The 26,161-nt window shown below is 30.5% G+C and carries 25 protein-coding genes and 1 riboswitch; of the genes, 6 read left to right on the top strand and 19 right to left on the bottom strand.

The window, feature by feature from the left end:
- Positions 1-20: 20 nt before the first annotated feature.
- The 6 genes from R3X25_RS06595 (at position 21) to R3X25_RS06570 (ending at position 5,516) form a co-directional block, all read left to right on the top strand.
- Positions 21-650, top strand: coding sequence for a 4'-phosphopantetheinyl transferase family protein (locus R3X25_RS06595; RefSeq protein WP_317673066.1), 630 nt, complete (start codon positions 21-23; stop codon positions 648-650).
- On the top strand, positions 643-1,350 hold the full coding sequence (locus R3X25_RS06590; protein ID WP_317673064.1) for a geranylgeranylglyceryl/heptaprenylglyceryl phosphate synthase: 708 nt from the start codon (positions 643-645) through the stop codon (positions 1,348-1,350). Before R3X25_RS06595 ends, R3X25_RS06590 begins: the two co-directional genes overlap by 8 nt.
- Entirely contained in the window at positions 1,351-1,980 is a 630-nt protein-coding gene (pnuC, locus tag R3X25_RS06585) for a nicotinamide riboside transporter PnuC (protein ID WP_317673062.1), read from the top strand.
- Positions 1,944-2,519, top strand: a complete 576-nt coding sequence (locus R3X25_RS06580) for an ATP-binding protein (RefSeq protein ID WP_317673060.1) — start codon at positions 1,944-1,946, stop codon at positions 2,517-2,519. Before pnuC ends, R3X25_RS06580 begins: the two co-directional genes overlap by 37 nt.
- A gap of 13 nt (positions 2,520-2,532) precedes the next feature.
- The gene (gene arfB, locus R3X25_RS06575) at positions 2,533-2,937 is read left to right on the top strand and encodes an alternative ribosome rescue aminoacyl-tRNA hydrolase ArfB (RefSeq protein WP_317673058.1); all 405 of its coding nucleotides are present in this window, start codon (positions 2,533-2,535) and stop codon (positions 2,935-2,937) included.
- A 29-nt stretch (positions 2,938-2,966) separates the two neighbouring features.
- A riboswitch (TPP riboswitch) is annotated at positions 2,967-3,056 on the top strand.
- 75 nt (positions 3,057-3,131) lie between these two features.
- The gene (locus R3X25_RS06570; protein WP_317673056.1) at positions 3,132-5,516 is read left to right on the top strand and encodes a TonB-dependent receptor; all 2,385 of its coding nucleotides are present in this window, start codon (positions 3,132-3,134) and stop codon (positions 5,514-5,516) included.
- Positions 5,517-5,651: 135 nt separating this feature from the next.
- Here the strand turns inward: R3X25_RS06570 and R3X25_RS06565 are convergent, their stop codons facing one another.
- The 19 genes from R3X25_RS06565 to nrfD all read right to left on the bottom strand — a co-directional run bounded on the left by R3X25_RS06565 (position 5,652) and on the right by nrfD (position 26,135).
- Positions 5,652-6,962 carry an FAD/NAD(P)-binding oxidoreductase gene (locus tag R3X25_RS06565; protein ID WP_317673054.1) on the bottom strand — a complete coding sequence of 437 codons (1,311 nt, stop codon included), beginning with the start codon at positions 6,960-6,962 and terminating at the stop codon, positions 5,652-5,654.
- Between the two features lie 116 nt (positions 6,963-7,078).
- Positions 7,079-7,282, bottom strand: a complete 204-nt coding sequence (locus tag R3X25_RS06560; RefSeq protein ID WP_317673052.1) for a DUF2892 domain-containing protein — start codon at positions 7,280-7,282, stop codon at positions 7,079-7,081.
- 47 nt (positions 7,283-7,329) lie between these two features.
- Positions 7,330-8,406: a cytochrome d ubiquinol oxidase subunit II gene (gene cydB, locus R3X25_RS06555; RefSeq protein ID WP_317673050.1), complete on the bottom strand. Its 1,077-nt coding sequence runs from the start codon at positions 8,404-8,406 to the stop codon at positions 7,330-7,332.
- Positions 8,407-8,410: 4 nt separating this feature from the next.
- A complete protein-coding gene (locus tag R3X25_RS06550) occupies positions 8,411-9,739 on the bottom strand; it encodes a cytochrome ubiquinol oxidase subunit I (protein ID WP_317673048.1) in 1,329 nt (442 codons plus the stop codon).
- A 112-nt stretch (positions 9,740-9,851) separates the two neighbouring features.
- Positions 9,852-10,127, bottom strand: coding sequence for a heavy metal-associated domain-containing protein (locus R3X25_RS06545; RefSeq protein WP_317673046.1), 276 nt, complete (start codon positions 10,125-10,127; stop codon positions 9,852-9,854).
- A gap of 33 nt (positions 10,128-10,160) precedes the next feature.
- Positions 10,161-10,325 carry a hypothetical protein gene (locus tag R3X25_RS06540; protein WP_317673044.1) on the bottom strand — a complete coding sequence of 55 codons (165 nt, stop codon included), beginning with the start codon at positions 10,323-10,325 and terminating at the stop codon, positions 10,161-10,163.
- 12 nt (positions 10,326-10,337) lie between these two features.
- A complete protein-coding gene (locus R3X25_RS06535; RefSeq protein WP_317673043.1) occupies positions 10,338-11,795 on the bottom strand; it encodes an FAD/NAD(P)-binding oxidoreductase in 1,458 nt (485 codons plus the stop codon).
- Positions 11,796-11,799: 4 nt separating this feature from the next.
- Complete coding sequence (locus R3X25_RS06530; protein WP_317673041.1) at positions 11,800-12,366, bottom strand: DUF3365 domain-containing protein; 567 nt, start codon at positions 12,364-12,366, stop codon at positions 11,800-11,802.
- A 1-nt stretch (position 12,367) separates the two neighbouring features.
- Complete coding sequence (locus R3X25_RS06525; RefSeq protein WP_317673039.1) at positions 12,368-12,778, bottom strand: rhodanese-like domain-containing protein; 411 nt, start codon at positions 12,776-12,778, stop codon at positions 12,368-12,370.
- A gap of 133 nt (positions 12,779-12,911) precedes the next feature.
- Entirely contained in the window at positions 12,912-14,330 is a 1,419-nt protein-coding gene (locus R3X25_RS06520) for an MBL fold metallo-hydrolase (RefSeq protein WP_317673037.1), read from the bottom strand.
- Between the two features lie 102 nt (positions 14,331-14,432).
- Positions 14,433-16,172, bottom strand: a complete 1,740-nt coding sequence (locus R3X25_RS06515) for a solute carrier family 26 protein (RefSeq protein ID WP_317673035.1) — start codon at positions 16,170-16,172, stop codon at positions 14,433-14,435.
- A gap of 12 nt (positions 16,173-16,184) precedes the next feature.
- Positions 16,185-17,912: a SulP family inorganic anion transporter gene (locus tag R3X25_RS06510; RefSeq protein WP_317673033.1), complete on the bottom strand. Its 1,728-nt coding sequence runs from the start codon at positions 17,910-17,912 to the stop codon at positions 16,185-16,187.
- A gap of 75 nt (positions 17,913-17,987) precedes the next feature.
- Entirely contained in the window at positions 17,988-19,010 is a 1,023-nt protein-coding gene (gene ruvB / locus R3X25_RS06505; protein ID WP_317673031.1) for a Holliday junction branch migration DNA helicase RuvB, read from the bottom strand.
- Positions 19,011-19,085: 75 nt separating this feature from the next.
- Positions 19,086-20,837, bottom strand: coding sequence for a cbb3-type cytochrome c oxidase subunit I (locus tag R3X25_RS06500; protein ID WP_317673029.1), 1,752 nt, complete (start codon positions 20,835-20,837; stop codon positions 19,086-19,088).
- Between the two features lie 28 nt (positions 20,838-20,865).
- On the bottom strand, positions 20,866-21,873 hold the full coding sequence (locus R3X25_RS06495; RefSeq protein ID WP_317673028.1) for a cytochrome c oxidase subunit II: 1,008 nt from the start codon (positions 21,871-21,873) through the stop codon (positions 20,866-20,868).
- Positions 21,874-21,968: 95 nt separating this feature from the next.
- Positions 21,969-23,288: a quinol:cytochrome C oxidoreductase gene (locus R3X25_RS06490; protein WP_317673027.1), complete on the bottom strand. Its 1,320-nt coding sequence runs from the start codon at positions 23,286-23,288 to the stop codon at positions 21,969-21,971.
- A 23-nt stretch (positions 23,289-23,311) separates the two neighbouring features.
- The gene (locus R3X25_RS06485; RefSeq protein WP_317673026.1) at positions 23,312-23,866 is read right to left on the bottom strand and encodes a cytochrome c; all 555 of its coding nucleotides are present in this window, start codon (positions 23,864-23,866) and stop codon (positions 23,312-23,314) included.
- A gap of 5 nt (positions 23,867-23,871) precedes the next feature.
- Entirely contained in the window at positions 23,872-24,396 is a 525-nt protein-coding gene (locus R3X25_RS06480; protein ID WP_317673025.1) for a DUF3341 domain-containing protein, read from the bottom strand.
- A 2-nt stretch (positions 24,397-24,398) separates the two neighbouring features.
- A complete protein-coding gene (gene nrfD, locus R3X25_RS06475) occupies positions 24,399-26,135 on the bottom strand; it encodes an NrfD/PsrC family molybdoenzyme membrane anchor subunit (protein ID WP_317673024.1) in 1,737 nt (578 codons plus the stop codon).
- Positions 26,136-26,161: the final 26 nt, after the last annotated feature.

The raw sequence follows: 26,161 nt of genomic DNA, 5'->3' as shown, positions 1-26,161 counted from the left end.
AAATCCATTTGAAAATATAAATGCCTTTATATAAAACAATTAGACCTAACAATCACACAACTGTTTATGTGTGGAAAATTGAAGCAAGTTTTGATGAGCTTTCAGAAGAAATTGAATTGACTGAAAGAAGTAAAAACAGACTCGCTTCAATGAAAAGTGAAATTCACAGACGTGGTTTTTTAAGCATTCGTCATTTATTACTAGAAGCAGGTTATACCGATTTTGACTTGTATTACAACGAGAACGGAAAACCACATTTAAAAGATGAAAAACATATTTCAATAACACACTCTTTTGAATATTCTGCCATCATTATCAGTAATGTTGAAGTTGGAATAGATATTGAAAAAAACAGAGAAAAGATTAAAATTATTCAAAACAAGTTTGTGAATTTTGAACGTTGGTTTATTAGCAAAGATGATGATTATATTGAGCAGTTAACTGTAATTTGGGGCGGAAAAGAAAGTTTGTACAAAATTTATCCGCACGGTGGTTTAACTTTTAAAAATGACATTGATATTGAATCTTTTAAAATGAAGGATGGCAAAACAAAAGGCCATATTAGAACTTATGATTGGGATAAATTTTACGATATAGAATTTAAACAATTAGAAGGTTTCACGCTTGTTTACGCTATGGGAAATGAATAAATCTGTGTTAACCTACATACAAAAAGCTTCAAAAAAAGGCGAAAAACTATTAGCCATTTTATTAGATCCTGATAAAACTTCTTTAGAAGAAATTTCTGCTATTTCAAAAAGAATTGAAAACCTAAAAGCAAACTTTATTTTTGTTGGTGGAAGTACTGTTGAAAATGGCTTCACCAATTTATTTGTTGAAAAACTAAAAGAAAATACGCAGATTCCTATTGTTATATTTCCTGGGGATTACAGTCAGGTTACCAATAATGCAGATGCATTGTTATTTTTATCACTACTTTCAGGAAGAAACCCTGAATATTTAATTGAGCAACAAATTAAAGCAGTTCCGCATTTAAAAAACTCTAGTTTAGAAATAATTCCAACAGGTTATATTCTAATTGATGGCGGCACTAATTCTTCGGTTTTAAAAGTGAGTAAAACTTCACCTATTCCACAAGAAAATGTGCAATTAGCAGTTGACACAGCTGTTGCAGGCATGTATAAAGGTAAGCAACTTATTTATTTAGAAGCTGGTAGCGGAGCAAAAATACCCGTTAACGAACAAATTATTTCAGAAGTAAAAAAAGAACTAAATATTCCATTAATTGTTGGTGGAGGAATTCGATCTAAAGAACAACTAAAAAAAGCGTATAATTGTGGTGCCGATTTGGTAGTTATAGGAACAGCTTTTGAACAAAATAAATTTTAAATGAACGAGATTTTCAACTTTTTTTTCGGACAATATTTCGAATATGAAACTTTAGACATTGTATTAGAAATTGTAGCTGTTATTTTTGGTTTTTTATCTGTTTGGTATTCTAAACAAAATAAAATTTGGGTGTTTCCTACAGGAATGATTAGCACCTCCATTTTTGTGTATTTATTATTAAAATGGGGATTATTAGGTGACATGATGATTAACGGCTATTACTTTATTATGAGTGTTTATGGCTGGTATATTTGGACTAGAAAGGTTGATGCAACACATGTAACACCAATCTCTAAAACAACTAAAAAAGAGCATTTACAAAGTATCGCTATTTTTATAGGAACTATTATTTTTGTATATTTTATCTACAATACATTTGATAAATGGACTAGTTGGGTTGCGTATGTAGATGCTGTTACAACCGCAATTTTCTTTGTTGGTATGTGGTTAATGGCAAAACGAAAAATTGAAAACTGGATTTATTGGATTATTGGAGATATTATATCTGTACCTTTGTATTTTTATAAAGGATTTACATTTACAAGTCTGCAATATTTAGGATTTACATTTATAGCAATATTTGGATATTTAGCGTGGAAAAAACACTTAAACAACAGCCCAACAACTTAATAAAAGTTGTACTATTTGGACCTGAAAGCACAGGTAAAACAACCATTTCAAGAATGTTAGCCAGACATTACAATACTGTTTGGGTACAAGAATATGCACGTGAATATTTACAAGAAAAATGGAATAACGAGCGTAAATTATGTGATGGAAGCGATCAACTTCCAATTGCGTATGGTCAAATTGAACTTGAAAACCAGTTGGCTAAAAAAGCTGATAAAATTCAAATTTGTGATACAGATTTATTAGAAACGGTAGTTTATTTTGAAAACTATTACGATAAAACTATTGATGAGAGTTTAAAAAAGGCTGCTTTAAAAAATGATTACGATTTGTATTTGTTAACCTATATAGATACGCCTTGGGAAGCAGATGATATACGTGAAAATCCACATCAGCGCTTGGAAATGTTTAAAACTTTTGAAACTGCTTTAATAAAATATAACAAACCTTACATTTTATTAAAAGGAAGTTTAGACACTCGATTAAAAATTGCTACTAAAGAAATTGATAAATTATTAAAAGAAAAAGGATATCTATAAATTGTAAAACAAATTGAATTCAGAAATAATTATACATGAATTAAATTTTAAAGCTGTTAGAAGTAGCGGAGCTGGAGGACAACATGTAAATAAAGTTTTTTCTAAAATTGAACTTTTCTATAATATTGAAGATTCTAATGGTTTATCCTCTGAAGAAAAAGAACTTCTTTTAAAAAAATTAGCAAACAAACTTTCAAAAGACAACACACTTATTTTAACCTGTTCCGAAAGTAGAAGTCAACATAAAAACAAGGAACTTGCTATCAAAAAACTTTTTAAACTACTTAAAAAGAGCTTAATTCAACCAAAAAAAAGAAAAGCTACAAAACCTAGTAAATCAAGTATTAGAAAACGTTTAGAAAAAAAGAAAAAGCAAGCTTACAAAAAAGCCTTTCGAAGAAAACCTAGTTTAGAATAAATATTCTAATTTTTATTTGTAATTTTGCAGCATCTCAAAAGGGGTGCCGATAACGGCTGAGATCAAACCCATTGAACCTGAACAGGTAATGCTGTTAAGGGACGTCAAAAACGAGTAATCGTTTGGGCAACAACGTAATTTATTCAAAACATCGATTAATTACCTCTTTTTAAATCGTTTTATTTTATAAAAAAATGAAACAATTTTTAAAACTAAACTTTAAAAAAGTGAAGCTATTAGTAGCTTTTTTAATCATTGCAACTACTGCAAGCGCACAAGATTTTTATAAACTTTCTGGAAAAGTTTATAATGAAAACAAACAACCACTTCCAAATGCTACAGTTAAACTTCTTGACCAGAAAAAAGCTACTGCAACCGATAGTGATGGTAATTTTGAATTTCAACTTAACAAAGGAAATTACGCTATTGAAGTTTCATACATAGGTTATGAAACCAAAATGCAACTAATTGAAATTATTAATAGCAATCAAAAAGTTGATTTTTATGTTGCTCCTTCAACAGAAAAACTAAATGAAGTGTTAGTCTCTGCTGTTCGTGTAAAACCTTCTTCGCCCGTAACACATAGTAATGTCACAAAAGAGGAATTGGAAAAACGTAATTTAGGGCAAGACATTCCTGTTTTGTTAAATTACCTTCCTTCGGTAACAAGTTCATCTGATGCTGGTGCTGGTGTTGGATACACGTACATACGAGTTAGAGGTTCTGATGCTTCTAGAATTAACGTAACGTTAAACGGAATACCTTATAACGATACTGAAAGTCAAGGTACATTTTGGGTGAATTTAGGTGATTTTACTTCATCAACTCAAAGTATGCAGTTACAACGTGGTGTGGGAACTTCAACAAATGGTTCTGGTGCTTTTGGAGCAAGTTTAAATTTACTTACCGATGCTATTTCTGATGAAGCTTATGGTGAAATAAGCAGCGCTATTGGTTCTTATAACACTTATAAAAATACTATTAAATTTAGTACTGGAAAAATAAATGACCATATTGAAATTGCTGGACGATTTTCAAAAATTGATTCAGATGGATATGTTGATAGAGCATTTTCTGATTTAAAATCTTACTTTTTACAAGCATCTTATGTAGATGATAATACTTTAATTAAGGCAATTACTTTTGGTAACGAAGAAAAAACCTACCAAGCTTGGTATGGTTTAAGTGCTGAAGAATTGAAAGAAGACAGAAAGCAAAATCCTTATACGTACGATAATGAAACTGACAACTACTGGCAAGATCACTATCAATTGCATTGGAACGAAACATTAAACGAAAACTGGTCTACAAACCTTGGGTTAAATTACACTAAAGGAAAAGGTTATTTTGAACAATACAAAGAAGGAAGCGCAGTTTCAAAATACAATAATATTGTTGAAGCTACCGGAACAGATTGGTATGGAACTCCTGCAACGGATTTAATTGTAAGAAGATGGTTAGATAATGATTTTTATGTTTTAAACTTTAATGCAAACTACAAAAATGAAGAATATGAAGTTATTTCCGGAATTTCAGCAAGTAACTATAAAGGAGATCATTTTGGTGAGGTAATTTGGGCTAGACAATTTGCAGCAGATGCAAACATTAGAGATCAATATTATTTTAGCGATGCTACAAAAAATGAATTCAGCATATATTCAAAAGCCTCTTTTAAAGTAAATAAAAACTTAAGTGCTTTAGTTGATTTACAAGGAAGGTTTGTAAACTATGAAACTGACGGTTTAACTTCAGACAGAGATGCTTTAAATATTGATAAATCATATAGTTTTTTCAACCCTAAAGTTGGTTTAACATATAAAATAAACAATAATAATAGTATTTACACTTCATTTGCCCGAGCAAATAGAGAACCTAATAGAGACGATTTTAAAAATGGACCAGATGTTCAAAATGAAATTTTAAATGATTTTGAATTAGGTTGGAGATTAAAAAATGAAGCCGTTAGTTTAAATACTAATTTTTATTATATGCAATACAAAAATCAGTTAATTCAAACTGGTGGATTAAATGATGTTGGTGAGTATTTAAGAGAAAACGTTGACGATAGTTACCGTTTAGGATTAGAAATTGATGCAAATATTAAACTTTCAAGTAAGTTTTCCATCAGTCCAAATTTAACTTTAAGTTCAAATAAAATTAAAAACTTTATTTTAGAAAGAGATGATACAAGTGTAAACATTGGAACAACAAACATTGCATTTTCACCAGATATAATTGCTGGAAACTCAATAAACTATCAACCTGCAAAAAATTTAAGTATTAACTTTTTGTCAAAATTTGTAGGAGAACAATATATGAGTAATACGGATACTGAAGCGTCTAAACTAGATAGCTATTTTACAAGTGATTTAAATTTAACTTATGAAATAAAACCAAAATCAATTTTTAAATCAATTGTACTTTCTGGTTTAGTCAATAATGTATTTAATAAAGAATATGTAGATCGTGGTTATACGTATTTAGATTATTGGTCAACTCCAGGGAATTCTTTTGAAGTTCAAGGTTATTACCCACAAGCTACTAGAAACTTTTTAGTTGGAGCAACATTTAAGTTTTAATGAAATAGCCTTTCTAAAAATTTAGAAAACCGTCATTCTGAACTTGATTCAGAATCTCATCAAACTACAACAAATCACGATGAGACCCTGAATCAAGTTCAGGGTGACGCATGTTTTCTTTATATAGCTAAAACACTATACCTCAATTCCTTTCATCATTTTATTCCAATATAAATATGGAAGTCCATATTTTTTAAGCATCCATAAACGCCAATGTTCTTTTGAAGAATCATTTAGCAACATTGGAAACTGTTTTAGCTTTGGGTCTGGTTTAAAATTCTTTTTATAATCAAATTCTGCTAATACCATTTTTCCATATCCAGTAACTAACGGACATGAAGTATAACCATCATACTCTTTTGTTGAAAGTGATTTCGAATCAATTAATTTTAAAATATTTGCAACAGCAACAGGAACTTGTTTTCTAATAGCTGCTCCAGTTTTTGATGTTGGTAAGTTAGATGCATCTCCAAAGCTAAAAATATTTGAATATTTAGTATGCTGCATAGTTTTTGAATCTACACTAATCCAACCAGTTTCAGCAGCCAAAGGAGAATTCCTAATAAAATCGGGTGCTTGTTGTGGCGGTGCCAAATGCATCATATCAAAATGAATTCCATATCTTTCACCTTCACGTGTAACTTTTACATCTTTATAATTATACTGTATATCTCTGTCTAAAGATGCCTCGTCACCATCAGCAATGGTAACACAACCACCGGCAGTTAAATCTTTATCAATTTCATACCAAGCTATTTTTTTATCAGCATCTACTTTAACTAACTTATGGAAAAAACGAACATTAATATCCTTTTTATCAACAACTTCCATTAATGTATCTGCAATAATTTTTACCCCAAAAATAGAACCACTTGGTAAAGCAAAAACAACATCTGTTTTATCTCTTACTCCAGCTTTACTGAAATGCTCTTCAGCTAAATACATGATTTTTTGAGGAGCTCCACCACATTTAATTGGAGTTGTAGGTTGCGTAAACAATGCAGTACCACCTTTAAAATTTTTAAGCGTTTCCCAAGTATGTTTAGGATTTGTATAATTACTACAAACCACACCTTTATCCATAGCATCTTTTAATCCTTCCACTAATTCTGGAGCAATTTTTAATCCTGGAACAACAACTAAATAATCATAGGTAAATTCAGTACCATTTTTTGTAACAACTTTATTATTCTCTGGATCAAAAGTTTCAGCAAATTCTTTAATCCAACTAACCCCATTTGGAATTAATGAAGCCATAGGTCTTCCAGTTTTTTCAAAATTATAGGTATTCGCTCCAACTAAAGTCCAAGCTGGTTGATAATAATGTGTTTCAGCAGGTTCTATAATAGCAATTTGTAAATCTGATTTCTTTCTTTTTAACATAGAAGAAACCATAATTCCAGCTGTACCTCCTCCAATTACAAGTACTTGAAAATGTTGTGACATTGTTTTAATAAGTTTTAATTGATTATTAATTTTTAGGAGTTGAAAAATATATAAAAAATTATATCTATAAGTGATTTAAATCACTTATAGATTAATGCCATTTTTAAAAAAACATATTATAGCTTACACGTATTTATACCAAATAATTTATAAATACCACAAAACCCCGTTATTAGAGTAATAAATAAAACAGCAGAAACTATGTACAATACAGTTTTAATCCATTGAGTATCAAATTCAGTTGAATATGCAAAATAACCAATACCAACTGCTAAAATAATTCGAATAACTCGATCGCTAGTACCAATATTTTTTTTCATTATTTTAAATTATTTAAGTTACTTTCTAACTAAAAGTACGAAAAAAATTAATGATGACCATAAGGTACATGATCCATTTTACCTTTAAAAATTCTATATTGAACAATTAGGTAAATTCCGACTAAAATAATTGCTATTACCCACCACCAAATACCAACAGATAAGCCATAAGAATCGGCAGCTGTGTTGTAAATAGTTAATGAAGGGTTTACCGTATTTGTTGAAGGTAATACTACTGGAAATAAAGCAGAAGCAGTTGAAGCAAATGCTCCAAATAAAAATAATGATGAATTTAAAAATCCAAGGCCATCTTTTTTAAACTTTTTAATTCTAAATAAGTTAATTAACCCAAATAAACTAATTACTGGAAAAACAATTAAAAATGGATATTCTATAAAGTTATTAAGTGGATTATTATTTACAGTACCCCAAACCATTACTGAAATAATAATTAATAGACACAATACAATTGTTAATTTAAAAACTACATCTTTCAACTTATTATTTATTGTACTGTTCGTTTTAAATATTACCCAATTTGCTCCGTGTATGGTTAAAGCAACTACTGCTACAAGACCTAATAATATTGTAAACCAATCTATAATTCCTAAATGTTCAGAAAATGGTGAAAATTCAGCATTCCATAGTGGAACAAAAAAATAAATACCTTCATGTGTAGAAACTCCATTTTCAACAACACCTAAATTAACTCCTCTTACAACGTTACCTAATGCCAACCCAAAAAATAAAGCTAATAATAAACTGGCAACTCCAAATGCTTTGTCCCATATTTTATGCCATATTGCATTATTCACTTGACCTCTTAATTCCAAGCCAATAGCCCTAAAAATAAGCAACCATAAAATCATAATTAACGGTAAATAAAACCCACTAAAGGAACTCGCATATAGTGTTGGGAAAGCAAAAAACAAAACACCTCCAGCTGCAATTAGCCAAACTTCATTAGCATCCCAAAACGGACCAATACTTTTAGTAATTGAGGATTTATCTTCTTCCTTTTTAGCAAAAAATAAATGAATAATCCCTACTCCAAAATCGTAGCCATCAAGTATCACATAAACACCTAACATTAACATTAAAACTATATACCAGAAAATCTCCATTTTTTTAAGCTTTTAGTGTTTGTGGACCTTTGTATATTATTTTTCCTACTAAAATTAAAAATAATAAACCTAATAATAAATATAAACCTATAAATCCAAGTAACGTAAACAATGTACTTCCAGCTGAAACTGTTGGAGAAGCTCCTTCAGATACACGCATTAAATTATAAACCAACCAAGGTTGTCTCCCTAATTCAGCAGTATACCAGCCAGTTATATTTGCAATGTATGGAAATGGCATTAAAAACATAATAATCCATAAAATCCATTTTACATTGTATAATTTTTTGAAGTATAAATAAATAACTGCTATTAATAAAATACCAATAAAAATAGTTCCTAAACCAACCATAATATGGTATGAATAATACAATCCAGGAATATTTGTAGGGTATAAACTTTCGTCAAATTCATTTAAACCTTTAACTTCTGCATTCCAATTATTATAGGTTAAAAAACTTAAAATATTTGGCACAGCAATTTTATTATCCAATCTTTTTTCTTTGATGTTTGGTTGCCCAATTAACACAATTTCTGCACCTTGTTCAGTATCAAACAAGCCTTCCATGGCTGCAAACGCAACTGGTTGATATTTAGCAACATTTTTAGCTGCTAAATCTCCTGTTGGAAATGCCACTAGTAAACTTGATACTAGACCAAAAATAACACCGGTTTTTAAAAATATTTTACCAAATTCTAAATGTTTTTTACTTAACAAGTAAAATGCTCCAATTCCTCCAACTACAAATGAACTTGTAACTAGTGAAGCCGCTTGATTATGAAAATATGATGGTAATAACCAAGGGTTACTAAACAAGGCTGAAAAATTATTTAATACAAATTTTCCATTTTCTAAAATTTCATAACCTACTGGGTATTGCATCCAAGAATGTGTAGCTATAATTAAATAACCACTTGCCCATGAGCCTAAAAAGACTAAAAAACCAGTTAAAAAATGAAGTTTTTGACCTAATAATTTCTCACCAAATAAAAATAATCCTAAAAAACTTGATTCTAAAAAGAAGGAAAACATACCTTCCATTGCTAATGTTTGCCCTATAATACCTCCTGTTAATTCCGAAAATTTAGCCCAATTGGTACCAAATTGAAATTCCATAGGAATACCTGTTACTACACCCATTGCGAAATTTATGGCAAATACTTTCATCCAAAATTTTGCAGCATCGTTGTATTTTTCTATTTTATTTTTTAAGTATTTACCTTTGAAATAAACAATTATTAAAGATAATCCCATTGTTAATTGTGGAAACAAATAATGAAATGTGATAGTAAATGCAAATTGCATTCTATCGTAGAAAAGAGCATCCTCCATTTTATTTTATTTAGACTGTAAAAGTAATTAAAGCTATAAATAATATTGCAACATAAATCACTAAATATTTACGTGACTTATGTTGCAATATTGAACTTTAGTGAATTAAATACTACTCTTCAGTAGACATTCTTCCTGTTGCACAACTCACAAATGATTTTGCTTTGTGAATTACCGTATTTGCATCTCCAATTTCTGGATAACCCATAGAAGATAATTTCTTTTTAACTTCACTTAAAATTTCTTCATTAGCAACTTCTACAGTTACTTTTGAAGTTTCGAGTTCTACACTAACTTCACTAACACCTTCTATATTTAACAAACCTTTTTTTATAGAATTGGCGCAACCACCGCATTTTAAGTTTACTATTTCTATATTGTTTTTCATTTAAAATAATTTAATTTAATAATTTAGTAGTTATTAAGAATGACCCCTTACAACTATAAGCATAACTTTTAAATTTAACTTAAAAAAGTTATAAATTTGGTATAAGAAACAAACTCTCATAAATTTAACTAACCTTGTTGGTTCTGTTCCATAAGACATATTGCTATATGGAATGTTTTTATCTAAACTTTTGCTCATAACTTTAATTTTTTATTCAGGAATTAACCACCAAAATGGTTTTGCTTTTGCTTTATAAATAAACATGTAATGCATAAATAGTTTCATCCAATGCCCAGCAGTACCTACAACTCCAACAGTATCATTTATATCTCGTCCCCATTTTGGATATTTTTCCCAATCTGCAACAATAGGGTTTACTGTCATAACAGCAGCTTGTCCTTTTCGTAATCCATAACCTGCTGAAACTATACATGCAGCTCCCATTTTTGCCATTGAGGCTTCGTGTGGATGCTCCACTATTCCCGTTTTTATTTGATGAATAATATTTTGGGCTACAATTTTTCCAATTACTCCTGAAGGCATTCCTGTACGTGGTGGAGTTGGAAATATTTTAGTTCCGTTTGGACTTTGCATTGGTTTTGACATTCCGTGTGGTGGTGCAAAAGCAATACCTGCTGCATAAACGTTAGCATATTCAGTACTTTGATAATTTAACGGCCAATCTTGTGCTTTCCATTCTTCAAAAGGTTTTGGAGTATAATCTGCATCAACTTTCATCATTCCATTTGCTGCAAATACTCTTGCGGAAATATCTTCACCTTGTTTATCAAAAGCTTTCATTCCTGCACCTGCAAAACCTGGAATTAACATGGCAAAATCGAACTCTTTTGTTTCTAAATCACCATCTAAAGTTTCATAATGAACAACACCTTTTTCAATTTTAGAAACTCCTGCTTGTTTAATCCATCTAACTCCATGTTCTTTCAATATAGATTCAGCAAATATTTTTGTTGGTGTAATATATCCATTTCGTTTTATATATGCTCCACCCATTCCAAAATCACCTAGTTCATATTCGTTAGTTATCCACCATAAATCTGCTAAATGATTTAATTTTCTTTTATTAATTTCAAAGGCAATATTTAAAATATATTCAAAAGCTGCACCTTGGCAAGTTGCTAATGCGTGACCAGTACCAACTAAAAAGGTTTGTTTTTCGCCATTCTCCATCTTTTTAAAAGATTCTTGTAAATTTTCCCATGCGTGGGCTGCATGATCATAGGTACAAACAGATTGTGTGAATTTTTTTGGACCCAATCCTTCAGTTGCTTCAAAGTTTAATTTTGGCCCTGTGGCATTAATTAGGTAATCATAGGTTACTTTTTCTTCAACATCTTTATTTTCTTCAGTAACGTATTTAATTTTTACATAACCTTTCTCATTTTCTGTATCACCTTCTGGATAAATTGCTGTTGCTAAAGCTTGTTTATAATCAATACCCATTTTTTTATAAACTGGTGCTAATTTAAATTTTACCTGATCTGGTGTCATTAAACCCACACCAACCCAAATATTAGATGGTACCCATTGAAAATTACTATTTGGTGATACCATTACAACTTCGTGCTTGTTTTTTAAAGCTCTGCTTAAATAAGAAACTGCAGTATGCCCAGAAATACCAGCACCTAAAACTACTACTTTTGCCATGCTATTATTTATTAAAAGTTATACTCCAAATTCCTCTAACATCACCTTCGCTATAACCGGTAGCAATATCAAAAGGATAGATAGATTTTATAATGGAGTCTGTTTGAACTGTCATGGTTTCATTTACTTTTCCATGGCAAACTAAACATTGTGATTTTATTAGAATTGGCGAGTAAAAATGTTTATTTCCTTCGTTATCAATTTCAACTATTGGTTTTAACTCTTTTTGTTGTGATTTAGATTGTTTGTATGCATGTATTATATCTAACTCTCTCAAAGCCGGTTCAATTTTACAACTTCTCAATTGATCTGAAGATCTTTTAATAGTTGCATTGTGTTTTTCTGAAAGTTCAGCTAAAATTGGTAAGGCTTCTTCTTTACAAAATGGTATTGCCTTTGCTGGTCCACCTGCTTTCATTTGGGTTTTTAAATTTGTACTTAACTCTTTGAAAGAGGCTTGTGCAATTTCTTTTCCTTTTTTAGTATATTCTAATTGCTCTTTTTCAGAAAACTGGTTTCCACATGAAAACAGCGTTATTGAAAGTACTAAAATGAATACTTTTTTTATCATCCTATTTTACAATTTTTAATTTATTTCTATACCAATTAACAATACCTCCATTTAACTCATAGACTTGTGTAAATCCTAAATTTGATATTTTTTTTGAAGCACTAGATGTTCTGCTTCCTGATCTACAGTAGATAAATATTGGTTTTGATTTATCAAATTTAGAAATTTGCTCAATAAAAGCTCTATCATAGTAATTAATATTTACGGCACCTTCTATATAACCTTGAGCAAACTCTCTTGGAGTTCGAATATCAATCAAAGTATTATTTTTTAATTTTTCTTGAAATTCTAGAGGAGTTACTCTATTAATTTCTCCATTTGAGGTAGCTATTTTAGCTGGTTGTTTTCCATTACACGAAAAACTTAATACTGTAAAAATTAATACAATAGTTAAAGTTACGTATTTTTTCATTAAAAGTATGTTTTTGATATTTTACAAATGTAATTTTCCATTTATGAATGCTAGTAACCAAAGTTACCCAAAAAAGAAAGGGAGTCCAAAAACTCCCTTAACTATTTATTACTACTAAAAACTTTTAAAATAATTATAAAAGTGTTGTTGGACACACATAATCTGTTAATGGTGCGCCAGTATCTTTAATATCTTTAAAACCTCCTCTAACATCGGTTACATGTTTTGCTCCTTTTGCCATAAAAATAGATGAAGCAATTAAAGAGCGATAGCCACTTGCACAATGTAAAAAGTATTCTTTTTCAGGTTTAATTTCTGCAAAATTAGAATGTATTGTATCTAAAGGGAAATTTTCAACACCTACAACATGTTCTGATTGATATTCTGATTCTTTTCTAACATCTAATAATACTTTAGATGAATCTTTTTCTTTAATCATTTTTGAGAATTGAGTTGCTGAAATAGAACCTATTTTATCAACATTATGACCTGCTGCTAACCATGAGTGAATTCCTCCTCGTAAATAACCTACTGTATTATCGTATCCTACGCGAGAAAAACGCGTAACTACTTCTTGCTCTCTTCCTTCTTCGGAAATAAAAATTATTTTTTGATTAATATCTTTAATTAGCGCACCTACCCAAGGAGCAAAACTACCATCAACTCCAATATACCAAGCGCCAGGAACTGTTCCTTCTTCAGAATATATTTCTTTTGAACGGGTGTCAATAACCATAATATCATCTTGCTCACTCATTTCTTTAAACGAATCTGCATCAATTGGCGTTGTTCCTCTTTTTAAAATTTCATCAATAGTTGTATTAATGCCTTTATTCATTCTAACATTATTTCCAAAGTACTGTGGTGCTGGCTTTAAACCTGTAGTAACTTCTTTAATAAATTCTTCTTTGGTCATATCTGCTCTTAAAGCATAATTGGTTTTCTTTTGATTACCAAGTGTGTCAAATGTTTCAGAACTCATATTTTTACCACATGCAGAACCTGCTCCGTGATTTGGATAAACAATAATATCATCTGGTAATGTCATTATTTTATTTCGAAGTGATTCAAATAAATGACCTGCTAAATCTTCTTGTGTTAAGTCCGACTTCACTGCTAAATCTGGGCGTCCAACATCTCCAATAAACAAACAGTCTCCTGTAAATACATAAGGTTTTTTTCCTTTTTCATCTATTAATACATAGGATGAAGATTCCATAGTATGCCCTGGTGTATGTAATAATTTTAATGTTAAATCTCCAATTTTAAATTGTTCTCCATCTTTACCTTGGTGAATGTTATAATTAGGATTGGCATTTGGCCCAAAAACAATGGTTGCTCCAGTTTTTTTAGCTAAATCAACTTGACCAGACACAAAATCGGCATGAAAGTGAGTTAAAAAAACGTATTTAATTTTAGCTCCATCTGCTTTCGCCATTTCTATATATGGTTCAGTTTCTCTTAATGGATCTATAATTGCAGCTTCTCCATTAGAATGAATGTAATAAGCCATTTCTGCTAAACAGCCTGTAAATAATTGTTCTACTTTCATAATTAACTGATTTTTATTTTGTTAAACTTCTAGGTTGTAGTGTTTTCAAAACTACAAGTTAGAAACTATCTTTTTGTAACTGAAATCACATAGCTTTATAAACTATTTAGTATTGGTTTGTTTTATATAGTCAAAGTATTTAACTTCTATATCTCTATTCAATTTTTCATTATTAAAAGCATCTACAGCTTCTTGAACACTCATAAAACAGGAATTGTAACCAATATCAGAAATAATTTCACTTCGTTCTAAAACATCTCTCACAGGTCCTTTCATTCCTGTAAACATTACTTGAATTTTTTTTGTTTTGTATTTATCTATGATTTCTTTTAAACTAAAAATTGCTGAACTATCCACACTATTAATACTTTCACCATCAATAATAATTTGTTCTAATTTTTTGCCCTTTTGGTTTACATATTCTTCAAGTTTATCTTTAAAATACTGCACATTAGCAAAATATAATTGAGCATCAAATCTAACAATCAGTATTTCTTCTTGAACTTCCAGTAAACCTTCAAATCTTTTTAAATTTCGATAAAAATGGGTATTTGGCACTTTACCTAAAACAGCAATATGAGGTTTGGTACTTCTATAAATTAACATTGCTATGGACAATATAATACCTGTAAATACTCCTTCTTTTATTCCAACTGTTGCTGTGACTAATAGTGTAATGTTAAGAATTATTAATTCTCTTTTTGAAGATTTTAATAATTGACTTGGTACAGAAAAATCTAACAATCCAAACACTGCAACAATAATAATAGCTGCTAAAATTGCTTTTGGTAAATAATAAAAAACTGGAGTTAAAAATAACAATGTTAAAGCTACAATTAAAGCTGAAAAAATTGACGCTAGTGGTGTTTTTGCACCAACTTGATTATTTACCGCAGTTCTTGACAAGCCGCCTGTTGCTGGATAGGTTTGAAAAAACGAACCAATTATGTTTCCTAATCCTATAGCAATCAATTCTTTATTTGGATTTACTTTATAATCTGAATGTTTTAATTCTATAGCTTTTGCAACTGATATAGCTTCCAAAAATGCAATAAAAGATAGTGTTAAAGCAACTGGAAATAACTGTTGAATAATTTCTATATTGAAATTTGGCATTCTAAAACTTGGTAAACCTTCTGGTATTTTACCAATAATTTCTACACCTAAATTTTCTAATTTTAAAAACTTTACAATTATTATTCCTAGTATAACAACAACTAATGCTGCTGGGATTTTTTTTGCATACTTTTTTAAAAAAACTAATATTATTATTGATAAAATTCCAATTAACGGCGTGATCCAACCAATATTTTTAATATTTTCAAAAGCTTCAATTAGTAAATATTGAATTTTATTATTTCTACTAATATCTATTCCTAATAAGTGTTTTAATTGATTTAAGCCTATAATTAATGCAGCTGCTGATGTAAAGCCACTAATTACTGGTCTTGATAAAAAATTGACTAAAAATCCAAGTTTAAATATTCCGAAAATCACTTGGATTATTCCCATTAAAGTTGCCAATAGAATTGCAAATTCAATAAAATTTTCTGTTCCAATTTCTGCTAATGCTGCAACACCAGAAGCTACAATTAAAGAATCCATTGCTACAGGACCAACAGCTAACTGACGTGAAGTACCAAAAATAGCATATACTATTTGAGGAATCATGGCGGTATATAAACCATAAATTGGTGGTAATCCAGCAATCATGGCGTACGCAATACCTTGAGGTATTAACATAATACCAACAGTTAAGCCAGCTCCAATATCGTTTTTAAGCCATTCTTTTTTATAATTTGGTAACCACTCAAGAATTGGAAAAATTTCTTTTAATTTCATTATTATATTTTTCTACTTACACTCTTCAAATATTTTAACAGTACAAGATTTACATATATTTTGGTCTAAATTTGGATAAATAGTAGCCAAAGCCGTGTTCTTATCTTTAAAAAAATGATGCGCTCCTATTGTTTTTATAAATCCTCCATTTTTTAAAATATCTTGACTTATTATTTTTAGCCCAACAAAATAAATTCCTCCTCCTCTTTTTTCCCACTTCAATGCTTCTTGTGTAATCCATTCTGCACCAGCTAAATCAATAAAATTAACTCCGTTTGATATAATTAATAAATTTTTGCTTTCTCCTTTATCATACAATTCAGCAAAATAATTTGAAATAACTTCTACAGCCCCAAAATAAATAGAACCATCTATTCTAACAATTTTTAATTGTGGACATTCTTTAGTTGAATTATCTCTAATTATATTAATAAAGTTATTGTCTTTATTTTTTCCAAAAATAGCAATGTTTGGTTTTGATGTTTTTTCTAAATAGAAAAATAAAGAAATCATAATACCAGAAAACAAGGCAGTTTCAAGTTCAAAAAATAAAGTACCTAATAATGTAACTGCTAATACTATAAACTCACGTTTGCTACTTTTTATAATTTGTTTTATATGATGAATATCAATTAATTTATATCCAATCATTAAAATAATTCCTCCCATTGCTGGTATTGGTAAATAGGAAGCATATTCTGCAAAAAATAATACCACTATCATTAATCCTATAGCAGAAATAATAGCAGAAAAGGGAGTTTTAGCACCAGATTGATAATTAACACTAGACCTTGTAAATGATCCTGAACTTACGTAAGACGAGAAAAAACTTGAAATTATATTGGTTAAACCTTGGCCTATAAACTCTTGATTGTTATCTAACTTTTGATGTGTATGCAATGCAATTGATCTTCCAATAGAAACTGCCTCAACCAAACCAAGTAATGCTAAAGTTACCGCACCTGAACTTAACATTTTCATATTGTCAAAACTAAAATCTGGAATTTTAAATGGTGGTAAATTAGAAGGAACATATCCTACTGTTTGAATTCCTAATGCACTACCATCTATTAAAAAAGCAACAACACTGGCTAAAATCATTGCAATTAGCATGTGTAATCTAGACAAGACTTTTATGAATTTTTTTATAAAAATTGAGACTATTAATGTACCTAAAGCTATGGCTAAAACATATACGTTGGTTTCTTCAATATGGTAAATAATATATTTCAGAATATCGTAAAACGAACTTCCCAATGGTACTTTAATTCCAAAAACATGCTTTAATTGTTTCACTGCTATTAATATTCCAGCACCTGCAGCAAAACCTATTACAACAGAATTTGAAACAAAATTTACTAATTTACCCATTTTAGCAATTCCCATTAACAGTTTTATAATACCTGCCATAAACGATATTAAAATTGCCAAAGAAATAAATGCTTCTAATTCTGTTTCTGGATTTACATGTTTACTAATAATGGCAAAAACTACTATTGAACTTGTTGTAGTTGGACCGGAAATTAAATGATATGATGAGCCAAAAAAAGCTGCAATAACTGGAGTTATCATAGCTGTATAAAACCCATAAACTGGCGGCAAACCTGCTATCATTGCAAATGCAACAGCCATGGGAATTACAACTACTGTTCCTGTTAAACCTGCAATTAAATCATCTTTCCATGTGTTTTTAACTAAAGGTAACCATGTTAAAAAAGGAAGATATTTTTTAAAACTCATTTGATAAGTTTTTCAATTTGATAAACAAAAGTAACGTGTCCGTTTTTCTGTCTTTGTGATTACTATCACATACTATTAAAATAATTCAGATTGTGAGGTGCCTTTAATTCTTCCTAAATGTTTATAGGCTAAATGAGTTACCTCTCTACCTCTTGGTGTTCTCATAATAAAACCTTCTTGAATTAGAAAAGGTTCATAAACTTCTTCTATAGTTTCTGAATTTTCACTAACAGCAGTAGCTAATGTAGAAATACCAACTGGACCACCTTTAAATTTATCTATTATGGTAGTTAATATTTTATTATCCATTTCATCTAACCCATGTGCATCTACATTTAAGGCATTTAAAGCGTATTGAGCAATTTCAATATCAATGGATCCATTTCCTTTTATTTGTGCAAAATCACGCACTCTTCTAAGTAATGCGTTAGCAATACGTGGAGTTCCTCTACTACGTCCAGCAATTTCAATAGCTGCTTCCATTGAAATTGCAACATTTAATATTCCTGAACTACGTTGAACAATAGTTGTTAATAATTCGGTACTATAGTATTGAAGTCTACTACTAATTCCAAAACGAGCACGCATTGGTGCTGTTAACAACCCTGAACGTGTTGTTGCTCCAATTAATGTGAAAGGTTCTAATTCAATTTGAACAGTACGCGCATTTGGCCCAGATTCAATCATTATATCAATTCTGTAGTCTTCCATTGCAGAATATAAATATTCTTCAACAATTGGGCTTAATCTATGGATTTCATCTATAAATAAAACATCACGTTCACTTAAATTGGTAAGTAAGCCTGCTAAATCACCTGGTTTATCAAGTACTGGTCCAGACGTGATTTTTAAGCCTACATTTAACTCATTAGATAATATGTGAGCTAATGTTGTTTTACCTAAACCAGGAGGACCATGAAACAACGTATGATCTAATGCCTCTTCTCTTTGGTTAGCAGCTTCAACAAAAATCTTTAAGTTTTCTAAAACTTGATCTTGTCCTGTAAAATCACTAAAAGAAAGAGGACGTAATTTTTTCTCTACATCTAATTCTTCAGGAGAGAAATTATCTTTATCTGGATTCAAGTTTTCATTCATAAAAACAAATATAACGCAAATAAAAAAACCTTTCTAAATTTAGAAAGGTTTTCATTGTATAATTTTTTGCTTTTTTTACGATTCTTCTTCTCCTTCTTTTAATGGAGTTGTTTGCAATACAAAATCTGCATCATGCCCTGGTTTACTATAATCGTAAGCCCAACGGTGAACAGTTGGAATTTCTCCTGGCCAATTTCCATGAACATGCTCTACTGGAGTTGTCCATTCTAATGTATTCGATTTCCAAGGATTTTGTTCTGCTTTTTTACCTTTATAAATACTTATAAAAAAGTTAGCCAAAAATATAATTTGAGATGCTCCACCTAAAATAGCAAACATTGTAATTACAATATTTACATCGGCTACATCATCAAATAGTGGAAATGCTGTATTTGCGTAATATCTACGTGGTAAACCTGCTAAACCAATAAAATGCATTGGGAAGAATACTCCATAAGCTGCAACAGCTGTTAACCAGAAATGCCAGTAACCAAGTGTTTTATTCATCATTCTACCATACATTTTAGGGAACCAGTGATAAACACCTGCAAACATTCCATAAATTGCTGAAACACCCATAACTAAATGGAAGTGAGCTACCACAAAATAAGTATCATGTACATTAATATCTAATGCACTATCACCTAACACTAACCCTGTTAAACCACCTGAAATAAATGTTGACACCAATCCAATAGAAAAAAGCATTGCTGGATTCATTTGGAGGTTTCCTTTCCAGAGCGTTGTTAAATAGTTAAATGCTTTTACAGCTGAAGGAATTGCAATTAGTAATGTTGTAAACGTAAATACTGAACCTAAAAAAGGATTCATTCCTGATACAAACATATGATGCCCCCAAACTATGGTTGATAAAAATGCAATTGCAATAATAGAACCAATCATAGCTCTATACCCAAAAATTGGTTTTCTGGAATTTGTTGAAATAATTTCTGATGTAATACCTAATGCTGGTAATAAAACTATATATACTTCTGGGTGTCCTAAAAACCAAAATAAGTGTTCAAACAATACTGGTGAACCTCCTTGGTAATGTAAAACTTCTCCTTGAATAAATATATCAGATAAAAAGAAGGAAGTTCCAAAACTTCTGTCAAAAATCAATAATAAAGCTGCTGATAATAATACAGGGAATGAAACTACACCAATAATTGCAGTTACAAAAAATGCCCAAATTGTTAATGGTAATCTAGTCATTTTCATACCAACAGTTCTTAAATTTAAAACTGTCACTATGTAATTTAATGAACCTAGTAATGAAGATGCAATAAATATTGCCATTGCCACCAACCAAAGTGTCATTCCTAATCCTGAACCTGGCATTGCTTGTGGTAAAGCACTTAGTGGTGGGTAAATAGTCCAACCTGCAGCTGCTGGCCCTGCTTCAACAAATAATGAAATAACCATTATAACACAAGATATAAAGAACAACCAATAAGATACCATATTTAAAAAACCAGAAGCCATATCACGTGCTCCTATTTGCAATGGTATTAATAAGTTACTAAATGTACCACTTAAACCTGCTGTTAATACAAAAAACACCATTATGGTTCCATGTATGGTTACTAAAGCCAAGTACATATCAGGTGTCATTACTCCTCCATCTTGATGACGACCTAAAAATGCTTCAATAATACTGAATGAATGATCTGGCCAAGCTATTTGCAAACGAAATAACATAGACATAAAAACCCCAATAATTCCCATAAAAATACCAGTAACTAGGTATTGTTTAGAAATCATTTTATGGTCTGTACTAAATACATATTTAGTTATAAATGTTTCTTTATGATGATGATTAGACATAAAATATTTTTTAGTTGTAGTTAGTTTTTTATTGAAGTACTTGTGCAATTGTTTTTTGTTCCTTAATCCAAGCATTAAAATCTGCTTCTTCTTGAACAACTATTTTCATTTGCATATTGTAATGTGATGCTCCACAAATTTTATTACAAAGTAATAAGTAGTCAAACTCATAAGGATCTTCTCCTTTTTCAGCTCTTATTTTATTAATACCATTAACTTTTGCAATAGTTTCTTCATTTAATCGCATTTCTTCAGTTGTATATTTTGGCGTAAATGCAAATTGAGTTACCATTCCAGGAACACAGTTCATTTGTGCTCTAAAGTGAGGCATGTATGCTGAATGTAGCACATCTTGTGAACGAAATTTAAAAATTACCTTTCTTCCTTTTGGCAAGTGTAATTCACGAACAGGAACATCGTCTAAAGCATTTTTATCCGTCATATCAACACCCATTGTATTGATTCCTTTTATGTTTCTTACATTAGCTAAACCTAATTCATTATCATCTCCAGCATATCTAGCTTCCCAAGAAAATTGTTTTGCGTATACTTCAACAATTAATGGGTTCTCTGCATCTGATGTATCCATAACATCGTTCCAAACAAATAAACCGTATAAAACTAAACCTGCTAATGTTATTGCTGGTACAACAGTCCAAATCATTTCTAATTTGTGACTATCAGCATAGAATAGAGCTTTTCTTCCTTTAATTCCTCTATATTTAAATGAGAAATAGAATAATAAAAATTGGGTAATAGCTTGAACTACTAAAATTAATATCATTGTAATTGCGTACAACAAATCATAGTTCTCACCTTCTATTGATGCTGCTTCAGGAAGTAATATTACTGAATATTTTACAAAACAGAATATCATTAAAGCATAAAAGAAAACACCAAATACCGCAAATAATATACCTTGAGTATTGTTGTCTTTTTCAGTAGCAACTACGTTTTTTAAGTTAAAAATGTTAGCTACTTGATAGATGCTAACGCCTACTACTATTGCTAGTAGTACGTACAAAATTGCAGTCATATTTTTTTAGTTAGTTATTATAGTTGTGCCAAATATAAAAAAAATCCTGAATTAAACGTAATTCAGGATTCTTTTCTAAAATATTTTTTATCGATTTAATAGTGATAATGTTCACTTTCTTTTATAAAAGGACTTCCTTTTGCTAACAATGGGGCTTTAGATAATGCTGTAAACACAACATAAATAAATATACCTAATATTAACAATATTGAAGATAATTCTGAAATTCCGAAGAACCATTGATCTCCAACCGTTGCTGGCATAATCATTACAAAAATATCAACATAATGCCCTATTAAAATTATAATACCTGTGGTTACAATAAACCATGGTACACGTTTGTAATCACTATTCATTAAAACTAATAATGGGAAAACAAAGTTTAAGGCTAACATTCCAAGAAATGGCAATCTATAATCGTTAAATCTAGTTACAAAATAGGTAACTTCTTCAGGAATATCTGCGTACCAAATTAACATAAACTGTGAAAACCATAAATAGGTCCAAAATACACTAAAACCAAACATATATTTAGCTAAATCATGTAAATGACTATTATTTACAAATTCTAAATATCCTTTTCCTTTTAAGTAAATAGAAATTAAAGCAATTGTTGTAATTGCCGAAACAATCATACTTGCAAATATATACCATCCAAATAAAGTACTAAACCAGTGTGGATCCAAACTCATAATCCAATCCCAACTCATCATAGATTCTGTTACTAAAAAGAAAACTAAAAATGCAGCTGAACGTTTAAATAACTTTGTGTAGTTACTTATATCTCCTTTTTCTGCATTATCTTGAGCCAACGTTAATTTACGTGCGTGATTTCTATAAAAAACCCAACCTATAATATAAATTGCTGCTCTAGCTAAAAAGAAAGGTACGTTTAAATATCCTGCTTTATTCTGAATTAATTGATCATGTGCAACAACTTCTGGATCCATCCATGTGAATAAATGATTCATATGTAAAGAAGAAAGTACAAAGAAAACAAACAACAATATTCCACCAACTGGTAAGTAAGCTGTTATTCCTTCCATAACTCTGAATAGTACAACTGGCCAACCTGCTTGTGAAGCATGTTGAATTGCGTAAAAAGCTAATGTTGCTAAAGAAATCATAAAAAAGAAAAACAAAGCAACATACAATGCTGACCATGGTTTATTTTGTAATTGATGTAAAACATGTTCTGCGTGTGCATCATCTGAATGTGTTGCATCAGCATGCGAATCATGCGCTGCTGCTTCAACATGTGCGGTTTCACCATGCGAATCATGACTATCAACCATCATTACTTTAACATCTTCTACTGTTTTTGGTGTAGTGAAAAATCCGTATGCAACACCTAATAATCCAATAAGCATTAAGGCGATTGATACTGTTTTTAATTTACTTGAAAAGGTATACATATTCTAAATCTTAAGTAAAAGTGTTATTTTAATAATTCTGTTCTTAACTGTTGAACATACATGGTAACTTGCCAACGTTCATCAGGTGTTAATTGAGAAGAATGAGATCCCATCATATTTCTTCCGTACATAATTACATGGTAAATACTACCTTCAGTAATATCTCTATCTTTATAATTAGGAACTCCTAAAAACTTATCTCTTTGTACTAAAGTTCCATCTCCAGCTCCAGTTTTACCATGACAACTTGTACAATAAATATCATACATAGCCTTTCCATTTTCAAGATTAGCCTCATTTACTTCTAAAGGATTTTTTAAATCAGCTTTTGCTACTAAATAATCTTCTTCCGTATTATTATATTCATAAGGAACTTGACCTCTGGCAATTGTACCCTCAACAGGTTTTTGAGTTGTCATTCCATTTGCATAATTTGGATTAGTTGTATACGTTTCATAACCAACCGATTTATACATATCAGGCATATATTGATAGTTTGGCTTTGTTTTATCACTCCAACAAGAAGATAATAAAAACATAAAAGCCAATGCGAATGTTATTTTTAAAATGTTTCTCATTTTAATTAATGCTTTTCAGTTACTTTAATTTCCACTGTTCCTGTATTTTCTAAAAACGAAACAAGTTCATTTTCATTACCTTCAACAGCAACTTCCATTACAAACATATCATCAGTTGTTCTTGGGTCTGGATTTTCTGCTTTTTTAAATGGCCATAATTTACTTCTCATATAAAAAGTAATTACCATTAAATGTGCTGCAAAAAATACAGTCATTTCAAACATTACTGGTACAAAAGCTGGCATATTTTGAAGAAATGTAAAACTTGGTTTACCTCCTATATCTTGTGGCCAGTTTTCAATCATAATATAATTCATCAACCAAACTGCAAAAGAAAAACCAATACATCCATAAATAAATGCTGTAATTGCAATTCTAGTATCTTTTAAACCCATTGCTTTTTCTAATCCGTGCACAGGAAACGGAGTATAAACTTCTTCAATGTGATGATTTGCAGCGCGCACTTCTTTAACAGCGCTCATTAGAACGTCATCATCATTATACATTGCTTGTATTACTTTTGAGCTCATAATTAACCGTTGTTTTTTAAGTTTTTAGCTTGTCCAGCCCAATCATCTCTTTTAGCTCTACCTTTAAAAGTAGTTAAAAGTGAGTCTAATAAATCGTATTCTTTTTCAGACATTTTACTTACTTGGTCAAAGCTATAAATTCCAATACTATTTAATGTTTTTTCCAATTTTGGTCCAACACCGCTAATTTGTTTTAAATCATCTGGAGTTTGAGTTTTTGTATCAAACACACCAATACTTCCCATTAAACTATTTGTATTATCTGAAATATTTTCTTTTGGAGCCTCAACAACTTCTTTAACAGTTTCTTTTACTTTTTTAGCTTTTACAGGTACGGATGGTGCTGGATTTGGTCCATTTTCATCTCTATATTTTTTATAATTTTCTCCTGAAGATTTTAAAATGGATTTCACTTCAGCTTGAGCAATTACTGGGAATGTTCTTGCATATAATAAGAATAGTACAAAGAAGAATCCAATAGTTCCAACATAAATTCCAATATCAACAAAAGTTGGAGAAAACATTGTCCATGACGATGGTAAGTAATCTCTATGTAATGAAGTTACAATAATTACAAAACGCTCAAACCACATTCCAATATTTACAACAATAGAAATAATGAACGAGAACATAATACTAGAACGTAACTTTTTAAACCACATAAATTGTGGAGAGAAAACGTTACAACTCATCATTAATAAATACGCCCACCAATAAGGTCCAGTTGCTCTATTTAAGAAAGCATATTGTTCATATTCAACACCTGAATACCAAGCAATAAATAACTCTGTAATATATGCACAACCAACTATTGAACCTGTAATCATAATTACAATATTCATTAATTCAATGTGTCCTTTAGTAATATAAGCTTCTAAATTAGAAACTTTTCTCATTATAATTAACAAGGTATTTACCATTGCAAATCCAGAGAATACTGCTCCAGCCACAAAATATGGAGGGAAAATTGTTGTATGCCATCCTGGAATTACTGATGTAGCAAAGTCAAACGATACAATTGTATGTACTGAAAGTACTAATGGTGTTGCTAAACCTGCTAACACTAATGAAACTTCTTCAAAACGCTGCCAATCTTTAGCTCTACCTGTCCAACCAAAACTTACTAAACTGTAAATCTTTTTTTGAAATGGTTTTACAGCTCTATCACGTAACATGGCAAAATCTGGAAGTAAACCTGTCCACCAGAATACTAACGATACTGATAAGTATGTTGAGATTGCAAATACATCCCAAAGTAACGGTGAGTTAAAGTTTGTCCAAAGTGTTCCAAATTGGTTAGGTAATGGCAATACAAAATGTGCATTCCATACACGTCCCATGTGAATTACAGGGAATAAACCTGCTTGAACAACAGAGAAAATTGTCATTGCTTCTGCAGAACGGTTAATACCCATTCTCCACTTTTGACGGAATAGTAAAAGAACGGCTGATATTAAAGTACCAGCATGCCCGATACCTACCCACCAAACAAAGTTAGTGATATCCCAAGCCCAACCTACGGTCTTGTTTAATCCCCAAACTCCAATTCCTGTTCCAATTGTATATATAATTGCGCCCAATCCCCATAGGAATGCTAAAAGCGAAATTATAAAAACTGTCCACCACAATTTATTTGCTTTACCTTCTACTGGAGCTGCTACATCCACAGTAATATCGTGGTAGCTTTTTTCTCCTGTAATTAAAGGTTTTCTAATAGGTGCTTCATAATGAGACGCCATAATTCTAGTTTAATTAGTATCTATTA

Source organism: Lutibacter sp. TH_r2, assembly GCF_033101135.1.
Lineage (GTDB): Bacteria > Bacteroidota > Bacteroidia > Flavobacteriales > Flavobacteriaceae > Lutibacter.
This window is presented reverse-complemented; position numbering and strand designations above follow the sequence as displayed.

Excerpts from the sequence above, each read along its gene's own strand:
- R3X25_RS06595 (WP_317673066.1), top strand. The coding sequence starts at position 21 with ATGCCTTTATATAAAACAATTAGACCTAACAATCACACAACTGTTTAT.
- R3X25_RS06590 (WP_317673064.1), top strand. The coding sequence starts at position 643 with ATGAATAAATCTGTGTTAACCTACATACAAAAAGCTTCAAAAAAAGGC.
- pnuC (WP_317673062.1), top strand. The coding sequence starts at position 1,351 with ATGAACGAGATTTTCAACTTTTTTTTCGGACAATATTTCGAATATGAA.
- R3X25_RS06570 (WP_317673056.1), top strand. The coding sequence starts at position 3,132 with ATGAAACAATTTTTAAAACTAAACTTTAAAAAAGTGAAGCTATTAGTA.
- R3X25_RS06565 (WP_317673054.1), bottom strand. The coding sequence starts at position 6,962 with ATGTCACAACATTTTCAAGTACTTGTAATTGGAGGAGGTACAGCTGGA.
- R3X25_RS06560 (WP_317673052.1), bottom strand. The coding sequence starts at position 7,282 with ATGAAAAAAAATATTGGTACTAGCGATCGAGTTATTCGAATTATTTTA.
- cydB (WP_317673050.1), bottom strand. The coding sequence starts at position 8,406 with ATGGAGATTTTCTGGTATATAGTTTTAATGTTAATGTTAGGTGTTTAT.
- R3X25_RS06550 (WP_317673048.1), bottom strand. The coding sequence starts at position 9,739 with ATGGAGGATGCTCTTTTCTACGATAGAATGCAATTTGCATTTACTATC.
- R3X25_RS06545 (WP_317673046.1), bottom strand. The coding sequence starts at position 10,127 with ATGAAAAACAATATAGAAATAGTAAACTTAAAATGCGGTGGTTGCGCC.
- R3X25_RS06540 (WP_317673044.1), bottom strand. The coding sequence starts at position 10,325 with ATGAGCAAAAGTTTAGATAAAAACATTCCATATAGCAATATGTCTTAT.
- R3X25_RS06535 (WP_317673043.1), bottom strand. The coding sequence starts at position 11,795 with ATGGCAAAAGTAGTAGTTTTAGGTGCTGGTATTTCTGGGCATACTGCA.
- R3X25_RS06530 (WP_317673041.1), bottom strand. The coding sequence starts at position 12,366 with ATGATAAAAAAAGTATTCATTTTAGTACTTTCAATAACGCTGTTTTCA.
- R3X25_RS06525 (WP_317673039.1), bottom strand. The coding sequence starts at position 12,778 with ATGAAAAAATACGTAACTTTAACTATTGTATTAATTTTTACAGTATTA.
- R3X25_RS06520 (WP_317673037.1), bottom strand. The coding sequence starts at position 14,330 with ATGAAAGTAGAACAATTATTTACAGGCTGTTTAGCAGAAATGGCTTAT.
- R3X25_RS06515 (WP_317673035.1), bottom strand. The coding sequence starts at position 16,172 with ATGAAATTAAAAGAAATTTTTCCAATTCTTGAGTGGTTACCAAATTAT.
- R3X25_RS06510 (WP_317673033.1), bottom strand. The coding sequence starts at position 17,912 with ATGAGTTTTAAAAAATATCTTCCTTTTTTAACATGGTTACCTTTAGTT.
- ruvB (WP_317673031.1), bottom strand. The coding sequence starts at position 19,010 with ATGAATGAAAACTTGAATCCAGATAAAGATAATTTCTCTCCTGAAGAA.
- R3X25_RS06500 (WP_317673029.1), bottom strand. The coding sequence starts at position 20,837 with ATGTCTAATCATCATCATAAAGAAACATTTATAACTAAATATGTATTT.
- R3X25_RS06495 (WP_317673028.1), bottom strand. The coding sequence starts at position 21,873 with ATGACTGCAATTTTGTACGTACTACTAGCAATAGTAGTAGGCGTTAGC.
- R3X25_RS06490 (WP_317673027.1), bottom strand. The coding sequence starts at position 23,288 with ATGTATACCTTTTCAAGTAAATTAAAAACAGTATCAATCGCCTTAATG.
- R3X25_RS06485 (WP_317673026.1), bottom strand. The coding sequence starts at position 23,866 with ATGAGAAACATTTTAAAAATAACATTCGCATTGGCTTTTATGTTTTTA.
- R3X25_RS06480 (WP_317673025.1), bottom strand. The coding sequence starts at position 24,396 with ATGAGCTCAAAAGTAATACAAGCAATGTATAATGATGATGACGTTCTA.
- nrfD (WP_317673024.1), bottom strand. The coding sequence starts at position 26,135 with ATGGCGTCTCATTATGAAGCACCTATTAGAAAACCTTTAATTACAGGA.